The 24,289-nt window shown below is 63.9% G+C and carries 20 protein-coding genes; 5 read left to right on the top strand and 15 right to left on the bottom strand.

All coding sequences use genetic code 11. The annotated features are described in order from the left end of the window. Positions 1-23: 23 nt before the first annotated feature. The 7 genes from EUU22_RS02740 to bglB all read right to left on the bottom strand — a co-directional run bounded on the left by EUU22_RS02740 (position 24) and on the right by bglB (position 9,087). Positions 24-1,109: an ABC transporter ATP-binding protein gene (locus EUU22_RS02740; RefSeq protein WP_129330569.1), complete on the bottom strand. Its 1,086-nt coding sequence runs from the start codon at positions 1,107-1,109 to the stop codon at positions 24-26. A gap of 10 nt (positions 1,110-1,119) precedes the next feature. Then, positions 1,120-2,172 carry a carbohydrate ABC transporter permease gene (locus EUU22_RS02735; protein ID WP_129330568.1) on the bottom strand — a complete coding sequence of 351 codons (1,053 nt, stop codon included), beginning with the start codon at positions 2,170-2,172 and terminating at the stop codon, positions 1,120-1,122. Further along, positions 2,169-3,125: a carbohydrate ABC transporter permease gene (locus EUU22_RS02730; RefSeq protein ID WP_439329112.1), complete on the bottom strand. Its 957-nt coding sequence runs from the start codon at positions 3,123-3,125 to the stop codon at positions 2,169-2,171. The genes EUU22_RS02735 and EUU22_RS02730 overlap by 4 nt, the downstream gene beginning before the upstream one ends. Positions 3,126-3,322: 197 nt before the next feature. Then, complete coding sequence (locus EUU22_RS02725; RefSeq protein ID WP_129330566.1) at positions 3,323-4,591, bottom strand: ABC transporter substrate-binding protein; 1,269 nt, start codon at positions 4,589-4,591, stop codon at positions 3,323-3,325. 82 nt (positions 4,592-4,673) lie between these two features. Next, on the bottom strand, positions 4,674-7,157 hold the full coding sequence (locus tag EUU22_RS02720; protein ID WP_129330565.1) for a hypothetical protein: 2,484 nt from the start codon (positions 7,155-7,157) through the stop codon (positions 4,674-4,676). Continuing rightward, positions 7,154-7,990, bottom strand: coding sequence for a 5-dehydro-4-deoxy-D-glucuronate isomerase (gene kduI, locus EUU22_RS02715; protein ID WP_129330564.1), 837 nt, complete (start codon positions 7,988-7,990; stop codon positions 7,154-7,156). Before kduI ends, EUU22_RS02720 begins: the two co-directional genes overlap by 4 nt. Further along, positions 7,987-9,087: a beta-galactosidase BglB gene (gene bglB, locus EUU22_RS02710; protein WP_129330563.1), complete on the bottom strand. Its 1,101-nt coding sequence runs from the start codon at positions 9,085-9,087 to the stop codon at positions 7,987-7,989. The genes kduI and bglB overlap by 4 nt, the downstream gene beginning before the upstream one ends. 110 nt (positions 9,088-9,197) lie before the next feature. Here bglB and EUU22_RS02705 point away from each other — a divergent pair, with 110 nt between their 5' ends. Then, positions 9,198-10,259 carry a LacI family DNA-binding transcriptional regulator gene (locus EUU22_RS02705; RefSeq protein ID WP_129330562.1) on the top strand — a complete coding sequence of 354 codons (1,062 nt, stop codon included), beginning with the start codon at positions 9,198-9,200 and terminating at the stop codon, positions 10,257-10,259. A 66-nt stretch (positions 10,260-10,325) separates the two neighbouring features. On the opposite strand, the gene EUU22_RS02700 is transcribed toward EUU22_RS02705, so the two are convergent. From EUU22_RS02700 to EUU22_RS02690, 3 genes are all read right to left on the bottom strand, one after another. Continuing rightward, a complete protein-coding gene (locus tag EUU22_RS02700; protein WP_129330561.1) occupies positions 10,326-10,604 on the bottom strand; it encodes a helix-turn-helix transcriptional regulator in 279 nt (92 codons plus the stop codon). A 17-nt stretch (positions 10,605-10,621) separates the two neighbouring features. Continuing rightward, on the bottom strand, positions 10,622-11,944 hold the full coding sequence (locus tag EUU22_RS02695) for a type II toxin-antitoxin system HipA family toxin (RefSeq protein WP_129330560.1): 1,323 nt from the start codon (positions 11,942-11,944) through the stop codon (positions 10,622-10,624). A gap of 159 nt (positions 11,945-12,103) precedes the next feature. Then, positions 12,104-12,859: a DeoR/GlpR family DNA-binding transcription regulator gene (locus EUU22_RS02690; protein WP_129330559.1), complete on the bottom strand. Its 756-nt coding sequence runs from the start codon at positions 12,857-12,859 to the stop codon at positions 12,104-12,106. Positions 12,860-13,208: 349 nt separating this feature from the next. Between EUU22_RS02690 and EUU22_RS02685 the strand changes: the two genes are divergently transcribed. The 4 genes from EUU22_RS02685 (at position 13,209) to EUU22_RS02670 (ending at position 17,872) form a co-directional block, all read left to right on the top strand. Next, entirely contained in the window at positions 13,209-14,105 is an 897-nt protein-coding gene (locus EUU22_RS02685; protein WP_129330558.1) for a phosphotransferase, read from the top strand. Beyond that, entirely contained in the window at positions 14,102-16,543 is a 2,442-nt protein-coding gene (locus EUU22_RS02680; protein WP_129330557.1) for a GcvT family protein, read from the top strand. Before EUU22_RS02685 ends, EUU22_RS02680 begins: the two co-directional genes overlap by 4 nt. A gap of 9 nt (positions 16,544-16,552) precedes the next feature. Beyond that, positions 16,553-16,696, top strand: coding sequence for an FAD-dependent oxidoreductase (locus EUU22_RS02675; RefSeq protein ID WP_245484889.1), 144 nt, complete (start codon positions 16,553-16,555; stop codon positions 16,694-16,696). Between the two features lie 111 nt (positions 16,697-16,807). Continuing rightward, the gene (locus EUU22_RS02670; RefSeq protein WP_129330556.1) at positions 16,808-17,872 is read left to right on the top strand and encodes a YeeE/YedE family protein; all 1,065 of its coding nucleotides are present in this window, start codon (positions 16,808-16,810) and stop codon (positions 17,870-17,872) included. A gap of 11 nt (positions 17,873-17,883) precedes the next feature. Here EUU22_RS02670 and EUU22_RS02665 read toward each other — a convergent pair whose 3' ends face one another. The 5 genes from EUU22_RS02665 to soxB all read right to left on the bottom strand — a co-directional run bounded on the left by EUU22_RS02665 (position 17,884) and on the right by soxB (position 24,284). Beyond that, positions 17,884-18,798: an MBL fold metallo-hydrolase gene (locus EUU22_RS02665; protein ID WP_129330555.1), complete on the bottom strand. Its 915-nt coding sequence runs from the start codon at positions 18,796-18,798 to the stop codon at positions 17,884-17,886. 29 nt (positions 18,799-18,827) lie between these two features. After that, a complete protein-coding gene (locus EUU22_RS02660) occupies positions 18,828-20,090 on the bottom strand; it encodes an NAD(P)/FAD-dependent oxidoreductase (protein ID WP_129330554.1) in 1,263 nt (420 codons plus the stop codon). Between the two features lie 96 nt (positions 20,091-20,186). Next, complete coding sequence (locus EUU22_RS02655) at positions 20,187-21,317, bottom strand: c-type cytochrome (RefSeq protein WP_129330553.1); 1,131 nt, start codon at positions 21,315-21,317, stop codon at positions 20,187-20,189. Beyond that, positions 21,301-22,572: a sulfite dehydrogenase gene (gene soxC, locus EUU22_RS02650; RefSeq protein WP_129330552.1), complete on the bottom strand. Its 1,272-nt coding sequence runs from the start codon at positions 22,570-22,572 to the stop codon at positions 21,301-21,303. The genes EUU22_RS02655 and soxC overlap by 17 nt, the downstream gene beginning before the upstream one ends. Positions 22,573-22,592: 20 nt before the next feature. Next, the gene (gene soxB, locus EUU22_RS02645) at positions 22,593-24,284 is read right to left on the bottom strand and encodes a thiosulfohydrolase SoxB (RefSeq protein ID WP_129330551.1); all 1,692 of its coding nucleotides are present in this window, start codon (positions 24,282-24,284) and stop codon (positions 22,593-22,595) included. Positions 24,285-24,289 lie beyond the last annotated feature (5 nt).

Raw genomic sequence — 24,289 nt, 5'->3', positions numbered from 1 at the left:
GCCGCATGCCAGACGCGAACCGCTCAGCGCGCGGTTTCGATGCGCAGCCCCTCTTCGTTAAAGAGGTGGATCGGGGCGCTGGCGAAGGAGAGATCGATCGTTGCCCCGGGGGTGACGGCATGCTGACCCGGCGCGACGACAAGGATCTTCTGTCCTGCGAGATCGGCATGCAGCACCGTTTCGGCACCGAGCGCTTCAACGAGTGTCAGTTTCGCCGAGACGCTGCTTTCGCTGCGACCGAGCGTGATGTGTTGCGGACGCACGCCGACCGTCACGCGTGAGCCCGATTTCCCGGCAGCGCCGACCGAGGGCAGTTCGAGCCGTTGGCCGCCGGCGAGGGAAATGACGGTCCGTCCGGGACCGGCCGCTTCGACCGTGCCGTCGAGGAAGTTCATGTGCGGAGAGCCGATGAAGCCGGCGACGAAGCGGTTTGCGGGGCGATTGTAGAGCTCGAGCGGCGTGCCGACCTGCTCGATGCGGCCGGCACGCAGCACGACGATACGGTCCGCGAGCGTCATCGCCTCGACCTGATCGTGCGTCACGTAGATCATCGTCGCCGAAAGACGGGCGTGGAGCGCGGCAAGCTCGGCGCGAGTGGAACCGCGCAGCTCGGCATCGAGGTTCGATAGCGGCTCGTCGAGCAGGAAAGCGACGGGGCGGCGCACAATGGCGCGGCCGATGGCGACACGCTGGCGCTGGCCGCCTGAAAGCTGACCCGGGCGGCGATCGAGGTAGGCCTCGATTTCCAGCATGCGCGCGGCTTCGGTGATGCGCTCGGCGATCTCGGCTTTCGGCATGCGGGTGTTTTCAAGGCCGAAGGCGAGGTTCTGCCGCACGCTCATGTGCGGATAGAGCGCATAGGACTGGAAGACCATGGCGAGGCCGCGGTCGGCGGCGGGCACGGTGTTGACGACCTTGCCGTCGATTGCGAGTTCCCCGCTCGACGGTCGATCGAGGCCGGCGATCATGCGCAGGAGCGTGGACTTGCCGCAGCCAGACGGGCCGACGAAGACGACGAACTCGCCGTCCTCGATCTCCAGGTTGATGTCGCGAATGACGTCGACGGCGCCGAATGACTTCTTCACGTTGGTGAGCTTGATCTGGCCCATGATGCTCCCCCTATTTCAGTCCGGTGCCGGCAATGCCGGTGGTGATGAAGCGCTGCAGGAAGATGAAGACCAGCACGACCGGGATCATGGTCACGACGGTCATGGCGAGGATGAAGTGCCACTGCACGTTCAGTTCGCCCGAATAGATGCTCAAGCCGACCTGCAGCGTGTAGAGCTCCTTGCGCGAGAGCACGATCAGCGGCCACAGGAAATCGTTCCAGCGCCAGACGACGGAGAAGATCGCAAGCACCGCGAGTGCCGGCGCCGTCAGCGGCAGGATGATGCGCCAGTAGATTTGCCATTCCGACGCCTTGTCCATCCGCGCCGCGTCGACCAGTTCGTCGGGAATGGTCAGCATGTACTGGCGCAGGATGAAGACGCCTGTCGGCGTCGCGACGGTCGGCAGGATCACGCCCCAGAGGCTGTTGAAGAGGCCGAGCGCCGAGACGATCGAGTAGAGCGGCACCATGATGACGGAGAGCGGCACCATCAGCGTCGCCAGGATCAGCAACATGGCGAGCGCCCGACCACGGAATTCGTATTTGCTGAGGGCAAAGGCGGCCATCGAGTTGACCACGAGCGTGATCAACGTCGCCGTCACCGTCACGAAGACGGAGTTCCAGAGATAGCGGACGAAATCGAAATGGGTGAAGGGCTCGGTGTAGTTCGTCGTGGCGAACGACATCTCGCGCACCGGCCGTCGCTTGGCGATGTTGACCTTGATGATCTCGCCGGGTTTTGCCGGGTCGACCATCTGGCTGACGACGCCGATGCGGCGCACTTCGGCGAGCACCGCAGTACTGCCGTCTTCAAGTGTCGCCTCGTAAAGGTCGAGCGGCTTGTCGTAGCCCTCGACCGTCACCTTCTGGGTGACGTAGGGCAGGATGGTCGGCGGGAATTCGGCGAGTGCCGCCGGTGACTTGAAGGACGAGCCGACCAACCAGACGGCCGGGCCGAACATGATGAAGAGCCCCCCGACAAGCCAGACCCACGTGACCACGTCGGTCCAGTGCCAGCCCTTGCCGCCTTTCCGGCGGGTGAGGAAACGGACGATCCCGCTCATTTGCGGTCTCCCTTCTTCTCGCCGGAACGGCCGAGGCCGAGCTGGACGAGTGTGAGCACGACGAGCACGGCGCCCATCAGGATCGAGGCGGCGGCGGCAAGGCCGGGATTGCGCAGCTGCGCGGCAAAACCCGTCTCGTAGATATACTGCGTCAGGTAGAGCGTGCTCGTCCCCGGCCCACCGCCGGTCAGCACATAGATCTCGTCGAAGATCTGTACCGCGCGGATGAGCACGAGCACCACGACGACGAGGAGGTTCGGCATGAGGAGCGGCAGTGTGATGCGCCAGAAGGCGCGCGCCGGTCTCGTTCCGTCCATTTCCGCGGCTTCGTAGAGGTCTTTCGGGATCGCCTGCAGGCCTGCGAGCAGGATCAGGGTGTAGAAACCCATATGCGCCCAGATCGAGACGCCGATGGTGGCGGCAAAGGCCCAGTTGCGGTCGTTGAGCCAGACATAGGGATCGAAACCGAGGCCGTAGAGACCGAAATTGAGAAGGCCCTGGCGCTGGAGGATCCATTTCCAGATAAGCCCGACGACGACCGGCGACAGCAGGACGGGGAAGAAGAAGACGGCCCGCCAGAAGCTGCGCGCGGCAAGGTCGCGATTGAGGATCAGCGCGGTGACGAGCGAAACCAGGATCATCAGCGAGACCTGGAGGACGACGAACGATGCCGTGTTCCAGACCGCCGTCCAGAACGTGTCCTCGACGCAACTGCCAGGCTCGACGTAGCTCCTGCAGTCGAAGAGACGCACATACTGGTCCGCGCCGACGAAGGAGCGGTCGGGCAGGAAGAGGGCCGTGCCGCCGGTCATGGAATAGGCGAAGTTGATGAAGAACGGCAGCAGCACGAAGATGCCGAAGATCAGCATGTTCGGCATCAGGAAGAAGGCCGCCATGCCACCGGTCCCGCCCACCCGCTGCAGTCTGCGCAGCGGCGCGTCGAGAATGCCCATGACAAAATGTATCGGCGCGGTGACGATCGCGCCCAGGCCGGCTCCGCCGGTAGTGTGCGTTCTCATGCCTCTCCTCCCAGGCCGGTCACAGACAGTCGTCCGGCGCGGACGACTGTCCCCTGCGGTGCGCAGCGGGGCAAGTCCCCGCCGCGACCGACATCGTCTGGCCGCGGCGATTTGCCGACGGCGCCATGACGTTACAGGCCGGAATCCTTCACCTTGGCCGCGATATCCGCATCGATGCGGGTGAAGGCCTCGTCGACGGACATCTCGCCGGCGGCTGCCTGGCTGACGCGCGTGACGAGCGCACCGTAGAAGGTGTCGGACCAGAACCAGCCCGGCAGCTTCTGGGCAAGCTCGGAGAGCGAACCCGTTGCAGCGACGAAGGTATTGAGGGCTTCCTTCGCCTGCGCGTCGTCGGTCTTGAAGTCCAGGCCCTTGGCGAGCAGTCCCTTGTGGGCCGGCAGGAACAGGGTGCGCTCGGAGAACTCCTTCACGATGTCCTCGCGGGCGAGGTAGTCCATGACCTGCGCCACTTCCTTCGGGTTCTTGGTGTACTTGATCGCCACCAGACCGGCGCCGCCCGGCATGCCGGTGCAACTGGCCGAACCGCAGGGGCTTCCGGTCGCGACCCAGTCGAAGTTCGAGCCGATCTTGGTGGAGAAATTCGGCACCTGCCAGGAGCCGGAATAGTAATAGACGAGCTGGCCGTTGATGAAGTCGTCGGCAGCCGCGCGGTAGGTGGAGCCGGCCGCCGAGACCCAGACGTCCTTGCCCATCGTGCCGTCCGCGATCCAGCCGACGAACTTCGTCAAGAAGTCCTTGGCGCCCTGGTCTAGCGGAGCCGGCTTGCCGTCGGCGCCGACATAGTTGCCACCGTAGGAGAGGATCGGGCCGGTCAGGCGATGGCCGGAACGATCGAGCGCCATGGCGAAAGGTACCTGCTGGCTTTCGGCCACCTGCTTGGCGGCCTTCGCCCAGTCGTCCCAGGTGGCGTCCTTGCCGGGGATGGCGACGCCCGCCTGATCGAACAGCGTCTTGTTGGCAAAGCCGCCGGTGAGCGTGATCTGGGTCATGAAGCCGGAGATCTGCTTCGATCCGTCCGGCCGCATCCAGTCGGCCTGCGCGCCGAAATTCTCGTCCCAGTAGGCCGGATCGGCGACGAGCGGGCGGAGATCGAGCCAGTGCTGGCTCTGCGCCTTCAGGTTCGTTACGCGCGCGATGTCCGGACCGGAGCCCGCCTCGAGCTGCACGGGAAGCTGTTCGCGCACGACGCTGTACGCGACGTTGTCGAGGATGACGTTGATCCCCGGGTTCTCCTTCATGAAGCGGTCGAGCAGGTCCTTCAGGACCTCGCCTTCGACGCCGTCCGAGTACCACATGATGCGCACGTCGCCGGCAAGCGCCGACGTGGATGTCAGAAGCCCGACGGCGAGTGCCGCCAGTACGGTTCTTGTCTTCTTCATGGTCGTTCCTCCTCCTCATTCAGCGGGTCTCCCGCCCGCCATGTTCGAAACCCGCCGGCCTCACGCAGGCGGGGCATGCCGGCTAGCGAGCCGGGAGCATCGTCGCCGCGCCGGCGACGGTGAATGCCTCGGGCACGATCGTGCGGCCTTCTGCCTCGGCCGAGCCGTCGGCCCGGAAGCGTACGACACCATATTCCGGGTCGTCGATGACGAGCGTGCCGTCAGGCTCGTCCCTCACGGAAAGCCCGGCGTAGCGGGCTTCGACGCTCGCAAGATCTGAGGTTTCGCAGACGCGGACGATCCATCGGGTGTTGCGGCCGCGCTGACGCAGTTCCGCATCGGCCGACGGTCCTTCGACGACGCGCTCGAACGGCACGCTACCGCGCAGGAGCACGGCGCCCTTGCCACTGCGGGCGACGGCGAGATTTCCCTCGACGCGGCTCTCGTCGAACTCCGCGACCGGGAACCAGGCATGGGTGAAATCCACCTGCTCGTCGACCGTTTGGAAATCGAGGACGGCGAGCCCGCGGTACTGGTGGGTGCGCGGGACGGCGCCGCAGCCGCCCCAGTAGGATGGACGGCCGTAGCCGAACTGGATCGTTTCCCCGGGATGGTTGATCCAGATCGCTGCCTCCGGCCGCTCGCCGAGCCTCAGATGCAGCACGGTTTCCTGGTAGCCCCAGTCGTGCCAGCGATAATGGGCGACCGAGCCCATGGCGAAGGCGCGGCTCTTGTAGTGATAGAGCGCAGCGAAACGGTTCTCGCCCTGGGCAAAAGTCCATTCCTGGTGCTGCTCAGAGCGATAGTTCGCGATGTCGGCGAGAGCCTCCGGCACGACGAGGCCGTGGTCGCGCAGGCAGACGGCGAGCTGCGGCAGGGCATGGACGCGCCGGCCGTACCAGCCACGACCCCAGAGAAGACGGGCGACGCCGGAGAGCTCGAGCGACCGGCCGGCGCAAAGCGTGTGCTCATAGGAGCGGCCCTGCGCGGCAGTCAGCATACCGTGATGGGCCGAGCGCGCGACGATCTCGCAGAGCCGGACGATGCCGTGACGGGCGCGTGTCGCGATGTCCGCGTCGGGCGCGAGCGCGGCGAGCGCCGTCAGCCCCTTGAGGTCGATCGGGAAATAGGGGGCGGAGTTGAATTCCGCCATCTCCCAGGCTTCGAAATGGTCGAGCCATGCGCGCACCCGGGCAGCACCCACGGCGCGCTGGTCCACCCCCTTGCGTCCGGACCGGACGAAGGTCTCTTCAGGAAAGAGAGCGCCGGCGAGGTAGGCCGAGGTATGGAAGAGAAGCGCGTGGTTCTCGGAAAAATACCACTGCACGTCGTTGCCGGGTTCGTCCATCCAATAGCGGAAGCCGAGGATGGCGCGGTCGATGCGCGCGCGGGTCGTGGCCCCGATATCGGCCCCCCAGGTGGTGCGCGACCAGATGAGTGGCACGAGCGAGAAATCGGCGCAATCGTGGCAGTCCTCGATCGAGGGCAGGATCTCGTCGATCATCGCGTCGGTGTCGGCACCGCCGCGACCGCTGGCGAGGCGCGCGAAGGCGCGCACGGTGTCGCGCTCGGAGAATTCGGAGATCTCCTCGAATGTTTCGTCAATGCGAGCGGAGAGCGACGTCGGCGCTTCGCCCTGCCGGTCGGCGTGGCAGATCTCGACGCCGATCGACCGGGCTGCCACGAAACCGTTTGCGTCCAGCGTCACGCGGAAATGGCGGAAGTCGGCGGGCATGGCGCTCGACGGGCCGACGACGAGGCGGGTCTCGCCGGCCTTGAGCCGGAAATCATAGTCGAAACGTTCGGTCGACATGAAGTCGCCTTCGACCGCGACTGCGACCTCGACGTCCAGCGGCAAGGGTGAGCCGAAGATCAGCGTCATGTCGCCTTCGAAATAGGCAGGGCGATCGAAGTGCATTCCGTCGAGGGCGGTTTCCACTGCATCGGCCGCGGACGGCGCGCAGGGGACGGGCAGCGTGACCGCGGCCTTCGGACCCGACAAATAGTCGAGCTGAATGAAATAGCGGGCATCGCGTTCGGCAAGGTCGTCGAAGAACAGGATGATCTCGTTGAGGCCTTCCTGAAGCGGAAGATCGAATTCCGCCTTGGCTTCGAGATTGCGGCTATAGGGCGCCATCCAGCCCGCTTCATCGCCGTTCAGCCAGAGCACGGCGCCGCCGCACGTGCCGAGACGAACCCTTGCCGTTCCCGCCGTTTCTGCTTCGATAAAGGTGCGTGCCCAGGTGGCAAGGCGCGTCGGACGGAACCAGAAGCCGGAGAGATCGAGCCGCGGCGAACCGAAGGGCAGCCACCAGCGGGCGGCCTCGAAGGAGCCGCGAACGTCGGGACGGTTGCCGCGATATCGCTCGGCGAAGAGAGTGCGGCAGGGATACTCGTGCGGAATGAAGTTCTTGTGCTTGGTCAGGAAGAAGAAGGGGTCCATCTCGCCCTTCATCGGCTGGTCCGGCACGTCGAAACGCTCTTCGGCGATGGCACCGAGCTGCCAGTAGCGAATGGCCTCTCCGGCCGGCAGGTCTTTCTTCATATGGAAGGTCGTTTTCGTCATTTGAGATCAGCCACGGCTACGGGAGCGACGTCGTTGTATTCCTGGTTTTCGCCGGTCATGCCCCAGACGAAGGCGTAAGGTCCCGTACCTGCGCCCATGTGGATCGACCAGGCGGGGGAGAGGACCGCCTCACCGTCCGCGACGATCAGGTGGCGGGTCTCCTCCGGCCGTCCCATCACGTGGATGACCCGGTCCTCCGGCGAGAGGTCGAAGTAGCAGTAGGCCTCCATCCGCCTTTCGTGCAGATGCGGCGGCATGGTGTTCCAGGCGCTGCCTTCGGCAAGGTCGGTGATACCCATGAGCAGCAGGCAGGACGGGGCGACCTCCGGATGGATGTACATCGCGAGCCGGCGCCTGTTCGAGCGGCGCGCATCGCCGAGATCGAGGGGCTTCGCTTCTCTGCGGGTGATCAGACGGTGCGGGAAGTCGGCGCCGGCCGGCACCGAATTCATGTAGAAGCGGGCGGGCCTCTCCGCCGAGAGGCTGGAGGCGTTGATCTGCCGGGCGCCGCGGCCGACATAGAGCACGTCGCGGTTCTCGAGCGTGAAGCGCTGGCCATCCACCTCGATCGAGCCGGTACCGCCGAGATTGGCGATTCCCATCTCGCGGGCGGAAAGCAGGTAGGGCGTGCCGATCTCCGCGCCGGAGCCGAAGCCAAGGCTCGTCGTCACCGGCACGGCACCACCGAGGATGAGGCGATCGACATGGGTATATGTGAAATTGACCTGGTCGTCCGCGAAAAGGTCGCTCAGCAGGAAGGCGTCGCGCAGGCGTTGCGTGTCATACCCTTTCACGTCCTGGGGCCCGGCGCCGTAGAGTAGCTTCATCGTCATGCGGCCTGTCCCTCCGCTCCGACATGGTTGAGCGCCTCCGAAAGGCACAGGATCGCCAGCGCCTGGCCGTAGCCGGTCGGCTGGATCGGGATGTCCTTGTAGAACTGCAGGTCGTGGCCCATGCGGGTACCGTAGGAGACGTTGAGGACGGTGCCGCTTTCGTCGATGTTGCGCATCACCGCCTCGAGCGCCCGAAGCCCGGCGCTTCGCCAGGCCGGCGTGCCGAGGCCGAGCCGATAGCCCTTCAAGAGTCCGTAGCCGATGCCGGCGGTCGCGGAAATCTCCTCGTAGGAGGTCGGGTCGTCGAGCAGTGTGCGCCAGGCGCCGGACGGCGCCTGAAGTCTGAGCAAGGTGTCGACCTGTGCCACGAGTACGCCTTCGAGGAAGCGCCGGACCGGCCGGCCGAGTTCGGCGAGATCGAAAAGGTCGAGAATGCCGGCGGTGATCCAGGCATTGCCACGCGCCCAGCGGGCACGGGCGAAGTTGTGCCGCCCCTCGAAGGTCCAGCCGTGGAACCAGAGGCCGGTCTCGGGGTCGGCGAGGTAGCGTGCATGGACGAGAAACTGGAGCGAAGCCTCGTCGACGAGTTCGCGCCGACCGCTTGCCTCACCGTAGGAGGCGAGAAAGAGCGCCACCATGTAGAGCGTGTCGTCCCAGAGTTCGTTGTCGTTGATCCTGTCGGAGACGTGGTGCTCGAAGCCGCCTTCCGGCGTGCGGCCCATTTCGGAGAGCACGCGGTTCGCCCAGGTGTCGAGCACGGGCTGCCATCGCGGGTCGCGGGTTTTCGCCCAGAGAACCGAAAGGCCGAGCATCGGCGCGCTGGTGTTGACGTTGAGGCCCGGCAGGCCGCTGGCAATCTGTGAGGCGTACCAGTCCTCGACGAGCCTGCGCAGATCCTCGCGACCGGTCAGCAGCCACAGGCGGACGAGGCCATAGAGGCCGACACCTTGGGGCCATTCCCAGCTGTCGAAGCTGATGTAGTCGCCGGCGGTACCGTCGAGGTTCGGCTCGTGAAAACGACCGCTGTGCTTGAGGCCGGTCATGCCGGCGACAAGGCGATCGAGTCCAGTGCGAATTTCATGGCCGGTCAGGCCCATGGTGCTCCTCCCTGCGGTCACCGATGGACGGATTTGACTCGATAATGCATGGTGATTTTTCTTGCGCAATCTGAAAATTTTTCTCATGTTGGCGCGGAGAGAGGTGAACCGTGACCGTAAAACCACTCCCCGGCAAGCGGGGGAAGAAGAGCAGGAAGGTGCGCCTGGAGGACATCGCCGAACGATGCGGCGTCTCCCTCAGCACGGTCTCGCGTGCGCTCGCAGGCGAGAAAGGCGTGCGGCCGGAGATCCGCCAGCAGGTGCTGGAGGCGGCGAGAACGGCGAACTACGTCGTTCCCGCGGCGGTCGCAGGTCGGAAGGTCATCCTCGCGGCATCCAGTGCGGCGATGATCGACTATGTGCGCAACCAGTTCACGCTCTATGTATTGGACGGGCTGAAGGAACGCGCCCAGGCGCTCGGCCTCGAGATCATTACGCGACCGATCGCCGACAAGGCGGAAGAGTTGACGCTCCTCGAAGAGGCGAAGGACGACCCGGAAATCCTCGGCCTCCTGTTCCTGACCGTTGACGACGAGGCGCTGCTTGCCGCGACCCGCGGCTTCGCAAAGCCGGTGATACTCTTGAACGGCGACGATCCCTTCATGCGGCTTTCGAGCGTCACGCCCTGCAACCGGTCGAGCGCGCGGCTTGCTGCCGATCATCTGATCGGGCTTGGCCACCGCCGCATCCTCTTTCTCATGCGGCCGGGGCGCCGAACCATCGAGCGGCGTTACGAAGGCTGGCGCGACGCGCTGCTCCACCACGGCCTTGCCGCCGATCCGGACCTCGTCGTGCCGGTCGACGACTGGCTGCCGGAACTGGCGACACAGGCGATCGTCTCACGCATCCGGGAGCGCGGGCTCGACTTCACCGCCGTCCTGGCGGCCGGCGACAGCCTCGCCGTCGGCGCAATGCTGGGTGTGCAGCAGATAGGCCATGTGGTGCCGCGGGATGTGTCGGTGATGGGGATGGACGACCTGCCGCAGGCAGCCTTCCTCAATCCGCCGCTGACGACCATGCACATCCCGATGCGGGAGATTGGCTCGGCCGCGCTCGACCTCTTGCGGGACAGCCTGTCCGGCATGCCCTTCCCGCCGCGCCGTCTGGAACTCGCCTGCCATCTGGTAGAACGGGCGTCGACGGCCAGGAGGGTGGCCGAGGCGGACGGTTGATTGGAATCGGGGAGTAGAGCCAAAGAGAAGAAGACTGGCGTCAATGCGCCCAAGGCTCCGCTCCCGTCAGTTCCCCTTGGGGACGAACCCTATGGAAAACCCGAACAGGCGGCCAATCTTGACCAGTGTCTCAAGCGTCGGATTGGCAGCGCCCGTCTCTATTTCGGCTATCTGACGTCTGGTAAGACCAAGCATCCTGGCGAATTCTTCTTGCGTCATGCCGAAGCCTCTGCGGATTTCCGCGACCGCTTCAGGCAAGCGCAGGTTCCCGGTTCGAGCACGCTCCGCCAGTGTTTGCCGGTTTTCGAGAATCTCTTCTTTCGTGGGTTTCTTCCAGCGAGCCATTTAGCTGTCCTCCGGCATCACTGGCACGCCGCCAGAACACTATCCGTGATTTCCATGCAGCGTCCCATTGCACGTTCCAGAATGTCCGGAGACGCACCCATATCTTTCGCCATGTCCGGTGCAAGCCGAAGGTGTCCGGCGAATGCGTGAAGCGCAGACGCTAAAGCTTTCTGCTCAGCAGGATCAGGCATCAGTTCACCACAAATGCGCTTCCAATCAGGAAGATGATCGCGACCACCGTCATGCATTATGGCCCAGCGAGTGGAGCGAACGATCCCTTCTTTTGCGAGGCGCATGGGCGCAAAATCAAAGAGTGGAGACAGTCGGATCGTGCCGTCCGGGTGCTTGCTCAGTGCCGAGTTACGGCCGTGATTGTCCGGATTGCCGAGTGCCAGGTTGGCGACGTCCCGTTTCAGGTATTCGACTATGTCCGAGAAGGGGTCGACCGAATGTTGACGCAGAACGTCGATATAGGCCTCATGCGTGCCGATATGGCCGAAATCGGCAACGCCAATTGCGGACACAAGGCTTTCTTGGCCTAGCCGAATGGTTCCGCCGCCTTCCTTCTTCTTCCGGTCGAAACGGGGAATGATCAGGACGCCTTCGGCAAAGGTCGACGGTTCGCTGACATTCAGTCCGATCTCTTGAGCGATTCGCGAATAGAGAGCTTCGCCTTCGAGGATCAGGCGGTCCACAGGCTCGTTGCTGCGTACCAGCTTGACAATGACGTGGCGCACGGCCTCATCATCAGTCACGAAGCTGTCGGGATAATAGAGCCCGTCATTCGCCTGGGTCATCGAGACCTTCGGCCATTCGCCTTGCAGGCCGCTTGAGCCGGAGGCGAGCATTCCAAAGCGATCAGCCACTTCCATAAAGCGATCAGACCGCTCAAGGATTTCCGCCTCTGTAACCCCTTGTCGCTCAACACCGCGCAGCCGTTCCGTTTCGGCCTCGGCCGCTTCTTTGATCCGGACATTGCCTATGCCGCCCGTCGCCGATCGGAGAAGCAGCGGGAAATCGGAAGCGCGCGAGCCTTCAGCAAGGCCGAGGTGCTCGGCAAGCTTTCGCCTTGCATGCCCCTGGGGCATAAGATCCAAGAGGAAGGGCGGCCAGCTGCGGCTATATCGATTTTCGAGATCAACGGGATAACGGATTGACAAGGCGCGATGGTCACGGACGGTCTTTCCGGCCGCAAACTCCGCCGATGCCACAGTGACGAAATAGTCGAGATCGTAATCGACGATCGACGCGCCCTGGAAGCCGACCGCGTCGTCCTTGAGTTCCAGCGTGGAGGCGTGATGCCACTCACCATTAAAATGGGTTTGGAGCGTTAGGTGCATTAATTGACCCTTTCAATGGATCAATTAATATACTTCCCCCCTATATTCAACCCATTACTATGGGCGAATAATCGCGGGTGCCAGAACTTTCAGATGCCCTTGATCAAGGATCTCTCTGAATCGGTCGCATGTTTCTCGCTTGTCTCGGTCGCCCGCCGCTCATGCCAGCAGCAGGTCGGCACCTGCCGCGGAAAGCGCTTCGGCGATGTCCGGCGGCGGCGCCTTGTCGGTCGCAAGCTCCGTGATCGCGTCGAAGCCGCCCACCCTGACGAGTCCCTCCCGTCCGAACTTGCTGTGGTCGGTCACCACCAATGCGCGCCTGCCGCGCGTCAGAACCATGCGGGCGAACTCGGCTTCCTCCAGGTCGAAATCCATCATGCCCCCGGCATTGACCGCCCCGGTCGAGATCACCGCGTGGGTGACGGTGAAGCGGCTGACGAATTCGATTGCGGTCGTGCCGAACGCGGCTCCGTTGTCGCTGCGAAGTTCGCCGCCTGCCATGTAGACCTTGTTGTCGTTGACGGTCGCGAGCGTGCGGGCGATGTCGGAGGAGTTCGTGACGACCGTCAGGCGGCGATGCCCGAGCAGTTCGCGTGCGAGAAAGCTCGTCGTCGTGCCGGTATCCATCATGATGGAGTCGCCGTCGCGAATGGTCGCGGCGACGGCCGCGGCGATCGCGCGTTTCGCGCCGCTGTTTTCGCGCATGCGCCTCTCGAACGGGGCCTCGCCGACGACGGAGGGAAGGCTGACGGCGCCGTGCAGCTTGATCACACTCCCGTTGCCGGCGAGCGGCTTGATGTCGCGGCGGATCGTCTCCAGCGACACGTTGAGCTTCCGCGCAAGCTCTGCGACGGCGACGGTACCATCGCGTTCGAGCAGCCGAAGAATGTCCCTGTGCCTTTTCGAAGGAGCCATGATCCCAACCCGTCTTTTGGTATCGTCGTCATAGCGCAGTCGCGCCGCGGCGACAATCGCTAGCCACAAAAACGGTCATAAAAGCACAAAAAGCCACAAGTCGGCGTTGACACGCGATCTTGTCTGACATCAGATTGCTGCCAGGCACTCCCGTCTCGAGATACGAAAAGTACGGGGAACGACGGTCGGGTGCCTTGCCAGTTCATCACACTTTCAACGGGCTCTACCGGGAGAACTCGAATGCATAATCTTGCGCGCCTGAACGGCTGGTGCTCTCGAACGACGGCTTCTGGAACGATGTCGTGAAGTGGATCGATCTCCGCTTCTTCGACGCTCTGGAGGCTGCCCGATGACGCAAAGCAGGACTGAAGACCGTATTGCCGGTCTGCCGTGCTGGAACGGCGCAATCGAGATCGAGCCGCTGAAGGGAGGCCTGAGCAATGAGAGTTTCCTCGTCAGGGACGCAAGCGGCCGCCACGTCGTCCGCTTCGGCACCGACTATCCCTTTCATCACGTCTATCGCGAGCGCGAGGTCATGACCGCCCGGGCCGCCTATGAGGCGGGCTTTGCGCCCAAGGTTGAATATGCCCAACCCGGCGTTATGGTGTCGGCCTTCCTCGGTGCGAAGACCTTTTCTGCTGCTGATGTCACAGCCGAACGGCAATGCGTCGCCCGGCTTTTGCGCCGGTTCCACGAGGAAATGCCGCGGCACGTCTCGGGCGCCGGCTTCATGTTCTGGCCCTTTCACGTCATCCGCGACTATGCCCGCACGCTCCGGGCCGGCGGCAGCCGGATGATCCCGGAACTGGCACGCTATCTCGTGCTCGCCGATGACCTGGAAACCGTGCAGGCGCCGCTGCCGATCGTCTTTGGCCACAACGACCTCCTGCCGTCGAACATCCTCGACGATGGCGAGCGTCTCTGGCTGATCGACTACGAATATGCCGGCTTCTCCACCGCCATGTTCGATCTCGCCGGCGCGACCTCGAATGCGGGGATGACGCCGGGACAATCGGACGAATTTCTCCAGGCCTATTTCGGCGGCGAGCCGTCGGCGGAAATCCGCCGTTCGCTCGCGGCCATGCAATGCGCCTCGCTGCTGCGCGAAGCGATGTGGAGCATGGTTTCCGAACTCTACCTCGATGCGCCGGGCGCCGACTATGTCGGCTACACGGCCGACAACCTCATGCGCCTTCGAGAGGCGCTCGATCACTATCACTCAGTCTACGGGAAACACGCGTCATGACCCTGCCATCGCATGCACAGATCGTCGTCATCGGCGGCGGCATCATCGGCTGCTCGACCGCCTACCATCTGGCGAGGGACCACAAGGCCGACGTGCTGTTGCTGGAGCAGGGGACGCTCACCTCCGGCTCCACCTGGCATGCCGCCGGGCTCGTCGGGCAGCTTCGATCCTCGGCCTCGATCACGCGGGTGCTGAAATATTCCGTCGACCTCTACAAGGGGCTGGAAGCGGAGACCGGCCTTGCCACCGGCTGGAAGATGACGGGCTGCCTGCGCCTCGCCACCAACCAGGATCGCTGGACGGAGTTCAAGCGTCTGGCCACCACCGCCGGCAGTTTCGGCATGGACATGCACCTCGTCTCGCCGGAAGAGGTGAAGAACATGTGGCCGCTGATGAAGGTCGACGATCTTGTCGGCGCAAGCTGGTTGCCGACGGACGGGCAAGCGAGCCCTTCCGACATCACCCAGTCGCTTGCGAAGGGCGCGCGCATGCACGGGGCGAAGATCGTCGAGAACGTGCGCGTCACCGGCTTCGAGATGAAGGATGGCCGCATCGTCGCGGTGAAGACGACCGAGGGAGACGTCGCCTGCGAGAAGGTCGTCAACTGCGCCGGCCAGTGGGCACGGCAGGTGGGCGACATGGCGGGCATCAACGTGCCGCTGCAGGCCGTCAAGCATCAGTACATCATCACCGAGAAGATTGCGGGCCTCGCGACGGACGCGCCGACGATCCGCGATCCCGACCGCCGCACCTATTTCAAGGAGGAGGTCGGCGGCCTCGTCATGGGCGGCTACGAACCCAACCCGCAGCCCTGGCTCACCGGCGACCTGCCGAACGACTGGGCCTTCCGTCTGTTCGACGACGACTTCGACCATTTCGAGCAGCACATGATGCAGGCGATGGAACGCGTTCCGGCGCTGGAGAATGTAGGCGTCAAGCAGATGATCAACGGTCCGGAGAGCTTCACGCCCGACGGCAATTTCGTCCTCGGGGTCGCGCCGGAGTGCAAGAACATGTTCGTCGGCGCCGGCTTCAATGCCTTCGGGATAGCCTCCGGCGGCGGCGCCGGCTGGGTGCTCGCCCAATGGGTGATCGACGGCGAGGCGCCACTCGATCTCTGGGTCGTCGATATCCGTCGCTTCGCCGGCATGCATCGCGACCGGCAATGGGTCTGCGATCGGACGCTGGAGGCCTATGGCAAGCACTACACCATCGCCTTCCCGCATGAGGAGTATGAAAGCGGTCGCCCGCTTCTCGTCTCGCCGCTCTACGAACGCCTGAAGACGCACGGTGCCGTGTTCGGCTCCAAGCTCGGCTGGGAGCGTCCCAACTGGTTCGCACCGGCCGGCATGGAGCCGAAGGATGTCTACTCGATGGGTCGCCAGAACTGGTTCGAGCCGGTCGGCGACGAGCACCGGCATGTGCGCGAGGCGGTCGGTGTGTTCGACCAGTCTTCCTTCTCGAAATACGAGCTTTCCGGTCCGGACGCGCTCAAGGCTCTCGACTGGATCTGCGCCAACGATGTCGCAAAGCCGGTCGGCCGGCTCACCTATACCCAGCTTCTCAATACCCGCGGCGGCATCGAGGCGGATCTGACCGTTGCCCGCATTGCCGACGAGAAATTCTACATCGTCACCGGCACCGGCTTCCGCACCCATGACTTCGGCTGGATTGCGGACCATATCCCCGATGGCCTCGACTGCACGCTCGCCGATATCACCGAGGAATGGGGCACGCTCTCGCTGATGGGGCCGAAGGCGCGCGACGTGCTCGCCGCCGTGACGTCTGCCGATGTGTCGAACGAAGCCTTCCCCTTCGGCCATGTCCGGGAAATCGCAATCGCCGGCGCAACCGTCAGGGCGCTTCGCGTCACCTATGTCGGCGAACTCGGTTGGGAGTTGCATATTCCGATCGCGGCACTCGGCGCCGTTTTCGACGTACTCATGGACGCCGGCAGGCCGCACGACATTCGCCCGATCGGCTACCGGGCGCTGGAATCGCTGCGGCTGGAAAAGGGGTACCGCGCATGGAGCTCCGACATCACGCCGAACGACACGCCCTTCGAGGCCGGTCTCGGCTGGGCGGTGAAGCTGCGCAAGAACACCGATTTCCTCGGCCGACGCGCGCTCGAAGGTTTCGCCGGCAAACCGCTGAAGAAGCGGCTGATGGGCTTTACCGTCGATGATCCGAGCGTCGTTCTGGCCGGTCGCGAGACGATCTTGAGAAACGGCGAACCGGTCGGTTACCTCACCAGCGGCGGCTACGGCTACACGATCGGAAAGAACATCGGCTACGGCTATGTCCGCAACGCCGACGGCGTCAGCGACGACTATCTGAAGAACGGCGCTTACGAGCTCGTCGTCGCGGCGGAAAAGACTCCGGCGACCCTTCACTTCGGGCCGCTTTACGACCCGTCCATGGACAAAATCAAAGCTTGAAGTGCCGCCATGCCGTTCCACGCGGACCGTTACGTCCACATTCTCATCATCGGCGGGGGTGCGATCGGCACTTCGGTCGCCTACCATCTCACCCGCGACGGAGCCCAGGACGTGCTGCTGGTCGAGGGGGCTATGCTCACCCACGGCTGCTAGTAGCATGCTGCGGCTCACCGCCGCAGATCAATAGGAGAGATGTGCCGGGATGCAATAGAAGGTATGATCACGCAATTCGCAGGCAGCGGCAGGGATATCGAGGGGCGCTGAATGGATTTGACATCGCTGCTCGACCAATTCGACGAGTCGCAACTGGCTGCCCTTTTCGGGCTCGTGACAGGCGGCGTTTTCGGCTTTTCGGCACAGAAGTCCGCCTTCTGTCTCAGGGCCGCGACGGTGGAGTTTTCGCGCGGTCGCCTCGGCCGCAGACTTGCCGTCTGGCTGCTCACCTTCTCCACTGCATTGATCTGGGTCTGGCTGGCCGAGCAATCCGGCCTGTTTCGCCCGGCCGATGCACGGGTGATGGCGATTACCGGCTCCTGGTCGGGAGCGGTGATCGGTGGTCTGATGTTCGGGGCAGGCATGGTGATGGCGCGGGGCTGTTCGGGGCGCCTCCTGGTGCTCGCGGCCACCGGGAACCTGCGCTCGGTCGTCGCCGGGCTTGTCTTTGCCGTCACTGCGCAGATGTCACTTCGCGGGTGGCTGGCCCCGCTCCGCCAATGGCTGGCGGCGCTCTGGACGACACCGGCAGGTCAGAATGTCAACCTGCTTGCGCTTCTTCATCTGCCGGCCTGGGTCGGCCCATTGCTGGGCTTCGCGACCGCGGCGCTGGCGCTCTATCTTTCCCTTAGGGAAAGGATCGGCTGGAAGATCCTCTTCTTCGCATCCGGAGTAGGATTTTCAGTCGCGGTCGGCTGGGTACTGACCTGGTCGCTTTCGACGGCGGCGTTCGATCCTGTCAACGTGACTTCCATCACGTTCTCCGGCCCGTCTGCTTCAACCCTGATGTTCTTCCTGACGAGCGATCCGGTACTCGATTTCGACATCGGGCTGGTGCCGGGTGCCTTCGGCGGCGCCTTCCTCGCGGCGGCGATCTCGCGCGAGTTGAAGTTCCAGGGTTTCGACGGGGAAAGCCAGATGCGCCGTTCGCTGAGCGGCGGCGTGCTGATGGGCTTCGGGGCGATGCTCGCCGGTGGTTGCGCGATCGGCGCCGGCGTCACCGGTACGTCGATCTTTGCCGCGACCGCGTGGCTCGCCCTGTTTTCCATGTGGGTCGGTGCCGTCGCGACCGACTGGCTGGTCGACCGGCCGCGTCCGGCGGTCTCGCCGACCTGAGATCGCGTGCCTTACATCGACACGAAGCGGTAGGCGTTGCCTTTCCGCTCGACATGACCGATCCCGCTGCCGGGCAGATGGTAGCCGATCAGGGGAATGGCGGAAGAGGCAATCTCGTCCATCAGTTTGGTGCGGGTACGCGCGGCGAGTTCCGGATCCTGATCGGAACCCGTGGCCCAATCCGGCTTCTCGAACGCCACATGATGGTTGCCGATCGCGTCGCCGACCACCAGGACGCTTGTCGAGCCGGAGCGGATTTCGAAGGAAAGGTGTCCCGGTGTATGGCCGGGAGTGAGCCGTGCGGCAACGCCTGGAAGAACCTCTTCGCCGTCGTTTACGCGCCGCACCGTCTCGGCGATGACGCCGAGCCGACGGGCGGCGCCGGCCGCGAAGGTCTTGCGTGCATCGCCGATCGTGTCGACGGTGCCCGGATCCATCCAGTAGTCGAACTCGGCCGCACCGATCATGTGCTCGGCGTTGGCGAAGACCGGCTCGTCGAATTCGTCGAGCAGCCCCCAGAGATGGTCGGGATGACCATGGGTGAAGACCACATGTGTCACGTCGTCGGGACTCACGCCGAGCGCTTCCATGGCCGCGGACAGCTTGCCTGCCGTCGGCTGGAAGTCGGGACCGGCGCCGAGATCGAAAAGGACGGTGTTGGTGCCGTCGCGCAGAAGCGTGACGTTGCAGGGCGGCGTCATCTGATTGCCCGTGACGCCGTAGGAGGCGAGGATCGTGCTCGTCTCCGGCTGCGGCATGCCGGCCGTGATGAAGTCGGCGGGCAGTACGAGGTTGCCATCGGACAGCGTGTCGATCTGGAGGTCGCCGAGCGTCAACGTCGTGGCGGCGAAGAGCGGTCGCGGAAAGAACATGGTGCTCGCGGCCAGAGCGGCGGTCGAGGCAATGAAACGGCGGCGGGTTTGCATGTTGAAGGTCCTTCCCCGATTGGCTCGGATCAGCCGAAGATCTGAGCCGTGATGGTGTGATACCAGTCCAGGCTTTCCTGGTAGGTTGCCGCGCGCGTGGCCGCATCTTCGTCGGCCTGCGAGACGTATTTCTCGATGCTGGCGATCTTTCCGTCGGCAGGCTTGTAGGTGCCGCCGTCCTTCACCGAATCGCCCGGTGCAAGCGCTGACCAGCAGGCATTGGAATAGACCGGGGCCGGCACGTCCCGGCCAGTCAGGTCGCCGATAACGGCAGCTGCGGCGACCTGCGCCTGCGAGCGGGCAGAAGTCGCCGATTTCGGCATGTCGCCCTGCTGCGCGCTATCGCCGAGGACGAAGATGCGACCGTCGAGATGCGATCGCATCGAGGACGGCTCGACGGGAGCCCAGCCGGTCTCGTCCGTCAACTGCGCGAACTCGGCGATCTTGCCGGCCTTCTGCGCCGGGATGACATTGCAGCAATCGACCTTCGTCACCTCTCCATCGATGGAAATCTCCATCGCGTCGGGCGAAACCGATAGGTTACGACTGCCGAAATCGGGACCGATCCATTCGATCATGCCGTCGTAGTACTTGAGCCACGCGTCTTCGAAGAGCTTCTGAAGGGTGAACTCTTCCTTCGGATCGATGATGATGATCTTGGCGGCGGGGTTCTTCCCCTTCAGGTAGTGGGCGATCATGCTGACCCGCTCATAAGGACCCGGCGGACAGCGGTAGGGTTCGGGCGGCGCGATCATGGCGAATACGCCTCCCTGCGGCAAAGACTCGATCATCTTTGCGAGAAGAAGCGTCTGCGGTCCGGCCTTGTAGGCGTGCGGCATCACCTCGGCCTCATCCAGACTCCAGCCCGGTACGGAGCCGTCGACGAAATCGATGCCCGGCGCCAGTACCAGGCGGTCATAGGGAAGGTGTCCGCCCCCGCCCAGCACGACGCGGCGCCTCTCCCGATCGATGGCCGCAGCGAAATCCGCAACCACTTGAACGCCGGCACGCGTCAGCCCTTCATAGCCATGCTGGAGGCTCTCGAAACTACGCAAGCCACCGAGATAAAGGTTCGAGAAATAGCAGGTCGTGTGACGTGCGCTGGGTTCGACGAGGGTGACGTCTATCTGACCGGCCGCGTCGAGCGCGATCTGGCGAGCGACGCTGGCACCGCCGGCGCCGCCACCGACGACGACCACCTTCGCCCGCGCGCCGCCGTGGACAGCCGGCGCCGCCAAGGCGGCGCCTGCGCAGGCAACAGAGATCATGAAGCGACGGCGGGCAAGTCCCATGGTTGTTCCGGGTTCAGGTGGTCAGCGGTCTTCGCCGCCGCGTTGCCACGCGGCGGCGACGCGAAGCACCGGGAGGGACGGGGCTTCGCGGGCCGGTCATTTGCCGGCGCTCTTCAGATAGGCGATCAATGCGGACCGTTCGTCTTCCTTCTTGAGCCCGGCAAAGGTCATCTTGGTCCCGGCGGCGAAGGTCTTCGGATTTTCCAGGAAAGCAGCGAGGCGGGCATCGTCCCAGACTTCACCCTTGGCCTGCATTTCGGTAAATGCCTTGGAATACTTGTACCCGTCGACCGTCCCCGGTACGCGGCCGATGACCCCGTTGAGATGCGGCCCGGTGGCATTCTTGGCGCCGTCGCCGATCTTGTGGCAGGCCTGACATTTCTTGAAGACGGTCTTCCCCTCCTCGATGAGTTCGTGATCCATGCCCTCGGCGGATGCGGTCTCGACCGGTGCCGTAGCCTCGGACGGTGCCGCGGCGGGCGTTTGCGCGGAGGCCGTGTCGGTCGAAGGCGCTGGCTCGGTGGCTTCGGACTTTTGCTGCACCGGCGCCTGACCCGTGATGTCGGGCAAGGTTCCGGCGGGCTTGCCGTCCGGGTCGGTCGGCGTCACCTTCAGCTCCACGGCCCGCTTGGTAACCTTGACCGGTCCCCGGCAGTCCTTCATGCAAGGTTCCTTGCTGAACAGCGGGTATTCCGCTTCCGAGCGATCGTCTGCGTAGAAACCCTGGTTGTTCGGCAGCTGGACCTCGTTGAAATTGTCCTTCGACAGCACGAAGTCATCTTCCACCAGCCCGTTCGAATAGAGCAGGAAGGCGACGATCGCGTAGGTCTCGTCGACCGAGACCGTCTGTGCACTTCCGAAGGGCATCGAGCGGTGCACGTAGTCCCAGACGGTCGAAAGATGCGGCCAGTAGCTGCCGATCGTCTTGACCGGACGTCGATCCTTCAGCGAGCCCTGTCCTCCAGCCAGAACTGGCCATGCGTCCAGTCCCTCGGCGAACTCGCCGTGGCAGGCTGCGCATTTCTCGCCGAAGACCGCTTCACCGGTGGTGACATCGCCGGAACCGGGACGAAGCCCTTTGCCGTCCGGGAGAACCGTGACGTCCCAGGCATCGATCTCTTCCGGCAGCGCAGGGCGGCCGAGGCCGAGTTTTTCCGCGAGAACCGGAGTTGCGCTGACGGAGAGCAGGAGCAGCGCGGACAGCAGATACTTACGCGATTTCAACATTCTCGACCTCTCCGTTTGCTCTCAGCCACCAGGTCTGGATGGAATTGTTGTGATAGACGTTGTTCAGCCCGCGGATCGCGCGCAGCTCGTCCTTCGTCGGCTGGACATAGCCGGTGTCATCGGTTGCGCGGGACTGCAGGAACATCTCCGAGCCGTCCCAGTCGATGTCCAGGTGGAAGCGGGTGAGCGCCTTCGACCTGACATCGCCGGTGAGGCGCGCCTCCTGCCAGTTGCGGCCACCGTCGAGCGAGACGTCGACGCGTGTCACCTTGCCGTTGCCGGACCAGGCGAGCCCGGTGACAACGAGCGGTCCCTTTCCATGGCGCACCGGCGCCTGGGGCGAAGGCGAGGTGATGACCGATTTCGCGTCCATGACCCAAGTCCATTTGCGGGCGCGCCCATCGGGCATCAGGTCGGTGTATTTCGAGGTTTCCTCGCGGCTCTCGACGGCCTGATCGTAGACGCCGATGCGCCGGAGCCACTTGATCCACATATTGCCTTCCCAGCCGGGAACGACGAGACGGACCGGATAGCCGTGCTCCTTGCGCAGCGCTTCGCCATTGGCAAAGAAGGCGACCAGCACGTCGTCCATGGCCTTGTCGAGCGGCATCGAACGCCCGTTCGACGAGGCGTCGTGACCTTCGGCGTAGATCCACTTGCCTTCGGGTTTTACACCCGCCTCTTCGAGAAGGAGTCGCAGCGGCACACCGACATATTCCATGTTGTGGATCATGCCCTGGGTGAACTGGCAGCCCTCGAGCTGGGCCCCGCCCCATTCCATCCCGCCGTTGGCGGCGCATTCCAGGAAGGCCGTCGCCGTTGCGCGTGGAAAACGCGTCAGGTCTTCGAAGGTGAAGACGAGCGGCGTGTCGACGAGGCCGTCGATCATCAAACGGTAATCGGTCTTCGACATTTCGATCGCCCCGGAATGGTGACGTTCGAACGCGCAGCCCTGCGGCGTGATCGTGCCCTCGAGGGCGTGGATCGGCGTGAAGTTGATCGAGGAGACGGGGCTTTCCGTCAGCCATGAGACGTTGCGGCGTACCACATGACTCTCGAACTGGATCGGCATGCCGTACGGCGTCGCATCCACCGGGTCGCCGAAGGCGGAAGCCCAAGGCTGGACTTCGGTGATCAACGGATCCGGTTCGGCTGCACGGGCGGTTCCTGCCCCTGCAACGAGCCCGGCGGCAGTCAGGGCCGTGTTACGCAGAAAGCCGCGTCGTGATGTGCCGTTTGCGGGTTCGTCGGACATGGCAAACGCTCCTTATTCTCTTAGATTCCAGCAATTTTGACGGATGACTCGGGCGTGACTTTCACAGTGCCGAGCTTTCGGACGTGGCTTTCGATCACGTCCCAGATCTGCGGACCTTCGGTGCCCTGGTTGACGGAGGCCCAGCCGGCAACGGTATAGCTCTTGCCGGCCTCGACGGCCTTTCCGCTGTCGGAGAGCACCATGTCGGAAATCCGGCTGCCGATCGGTTGGGCGATATCGATGGTGAAGCCGATGCCGCCGACGCGGACCATGTCGCCGCCCTGCTGGTAGTAGGGGTCGGTATTGAACAGGTTGTCGGCGACGTCTTCGAGGATGGTCTTCAGCGTTTCGCCCGTCATTTCGGTCCGGTAGCAGGCGCCGTAGGTCATCGAGGTGACGTTGTGGATGTCCTCGCGGGTGATCGCGTCGCCCGGCATCAGGGTCGTGCCCCAGCGAACGCCCGGCGACATCGCGATCTCCGCGTCCCGCTCGGACCGGATCGCATCGCAGATCAGGTTGTCCCAGGTCCCGTTGAAATTGCCGCGACGATAGAGCAGGCTCTCGGTGGTCCCGATCTTCTCCTCGAGCTTTTCCTTGTGCGGCGCGCGCTCATTGTCGACCAGTGCCGCCATCTCCGGATCGGGCGCAATCACATCGGAGAAGATCGGAATGAGCTTGTGGCGATAACCCATCATCCGGCCGTCGCGCACGTCGAGGTCGACGCGGCTGACGAATTTGCCGTTCGAGCCGGAGGCGATCAGGATCGTTTCGCCGATGACCACCGGCTCGGGAACCGCATCATGCGTGTGGCCGGTCAGGATCACGTCGATGCCCTTGACGCGGCTCACCATCTTGCGGTCGACGTCGAAGCCGTTGTGCGAGAGGCAGACAACCAGATCGGCGCCCTTGGATTTGACCTCGTCCACCATTTCCTGCATCCGCTCTTCGCGGATGCCGAAGGAGTATTCCGGGAACATCCAGCCCGGATTTGCAATCGGCATATAGGGAAATGCCTGGCCGATCACCGCGATCTTGGCGCCGCCGCGCTCGAAGAAGGTATAGGGTTCGAAGGCCGGCTCGTTCCACTCGGAATCATAGATGTTGGCGCCGAGGAAGGGGAAGGGCAGGGCGTCGACGATCTCCTTCACCCGTTCGGTGCCGTAGGTCCATTCCCAATGGCTGGTCATGGCGTCGACCTTGAGCGCGTTCATGATGTTCACCATGTCCTGGCCCTTGGTCAGCAGAGAGGTCATCGAGCCGTGCCAGGTGTCGCCGCCGTCGAGCAGGATGGCTTCCGGACGGGCGGCGCGAATGGCCTTGACGACGGTCGCCACGCGGTCCATGCCGCCCATCTTGCCGTAGGTTTTGCCGAGCGCCTCGAAATCTTCATAGGTCAGTGCGTAGGCCTCGGCTGATGCCGGCTTGATCTTGAAGGCTTCCAGGAAATCCCTGCCGGTCAGGTGCGGCGGGCGGCCTTTCGCCTCGCCGACCCCGAGATTGATTTCGGGTTCGCGGAACCAGACCGGCTTCGTCTGCGCGTGAATGTCGGTGATGTGGATCAGCGTGACGTTGCCGTAATCCTCGAAGGCGAGCAGGTCGTTCTGGGTCATGGCCTGCTGCGCGGCGAGCTTCGACCAGTTTCCGAAGCCTGAGAGACCGTAGATGGCAGAGACCGCGACCGATGCCTGCAGAAATTCGCGCCGGTTGATCATGTCCG

Origin of the sequence: Ciceribacter ferrooxidans, from assembly GCF_004137355.1 — a bacterium.
Taxonomy (GTDB): Bacteria; Pseudomonadota; Alphaproteobacteria; order Rhizobiales; family Rhizobiaceae; genus Allorhizobium; species Allorhizobium ferrooxidans.
Note: the sequence above shows the minus strand (reverse complement) of the source record. Positions and strands in the feature narration are given on the sequence as shown.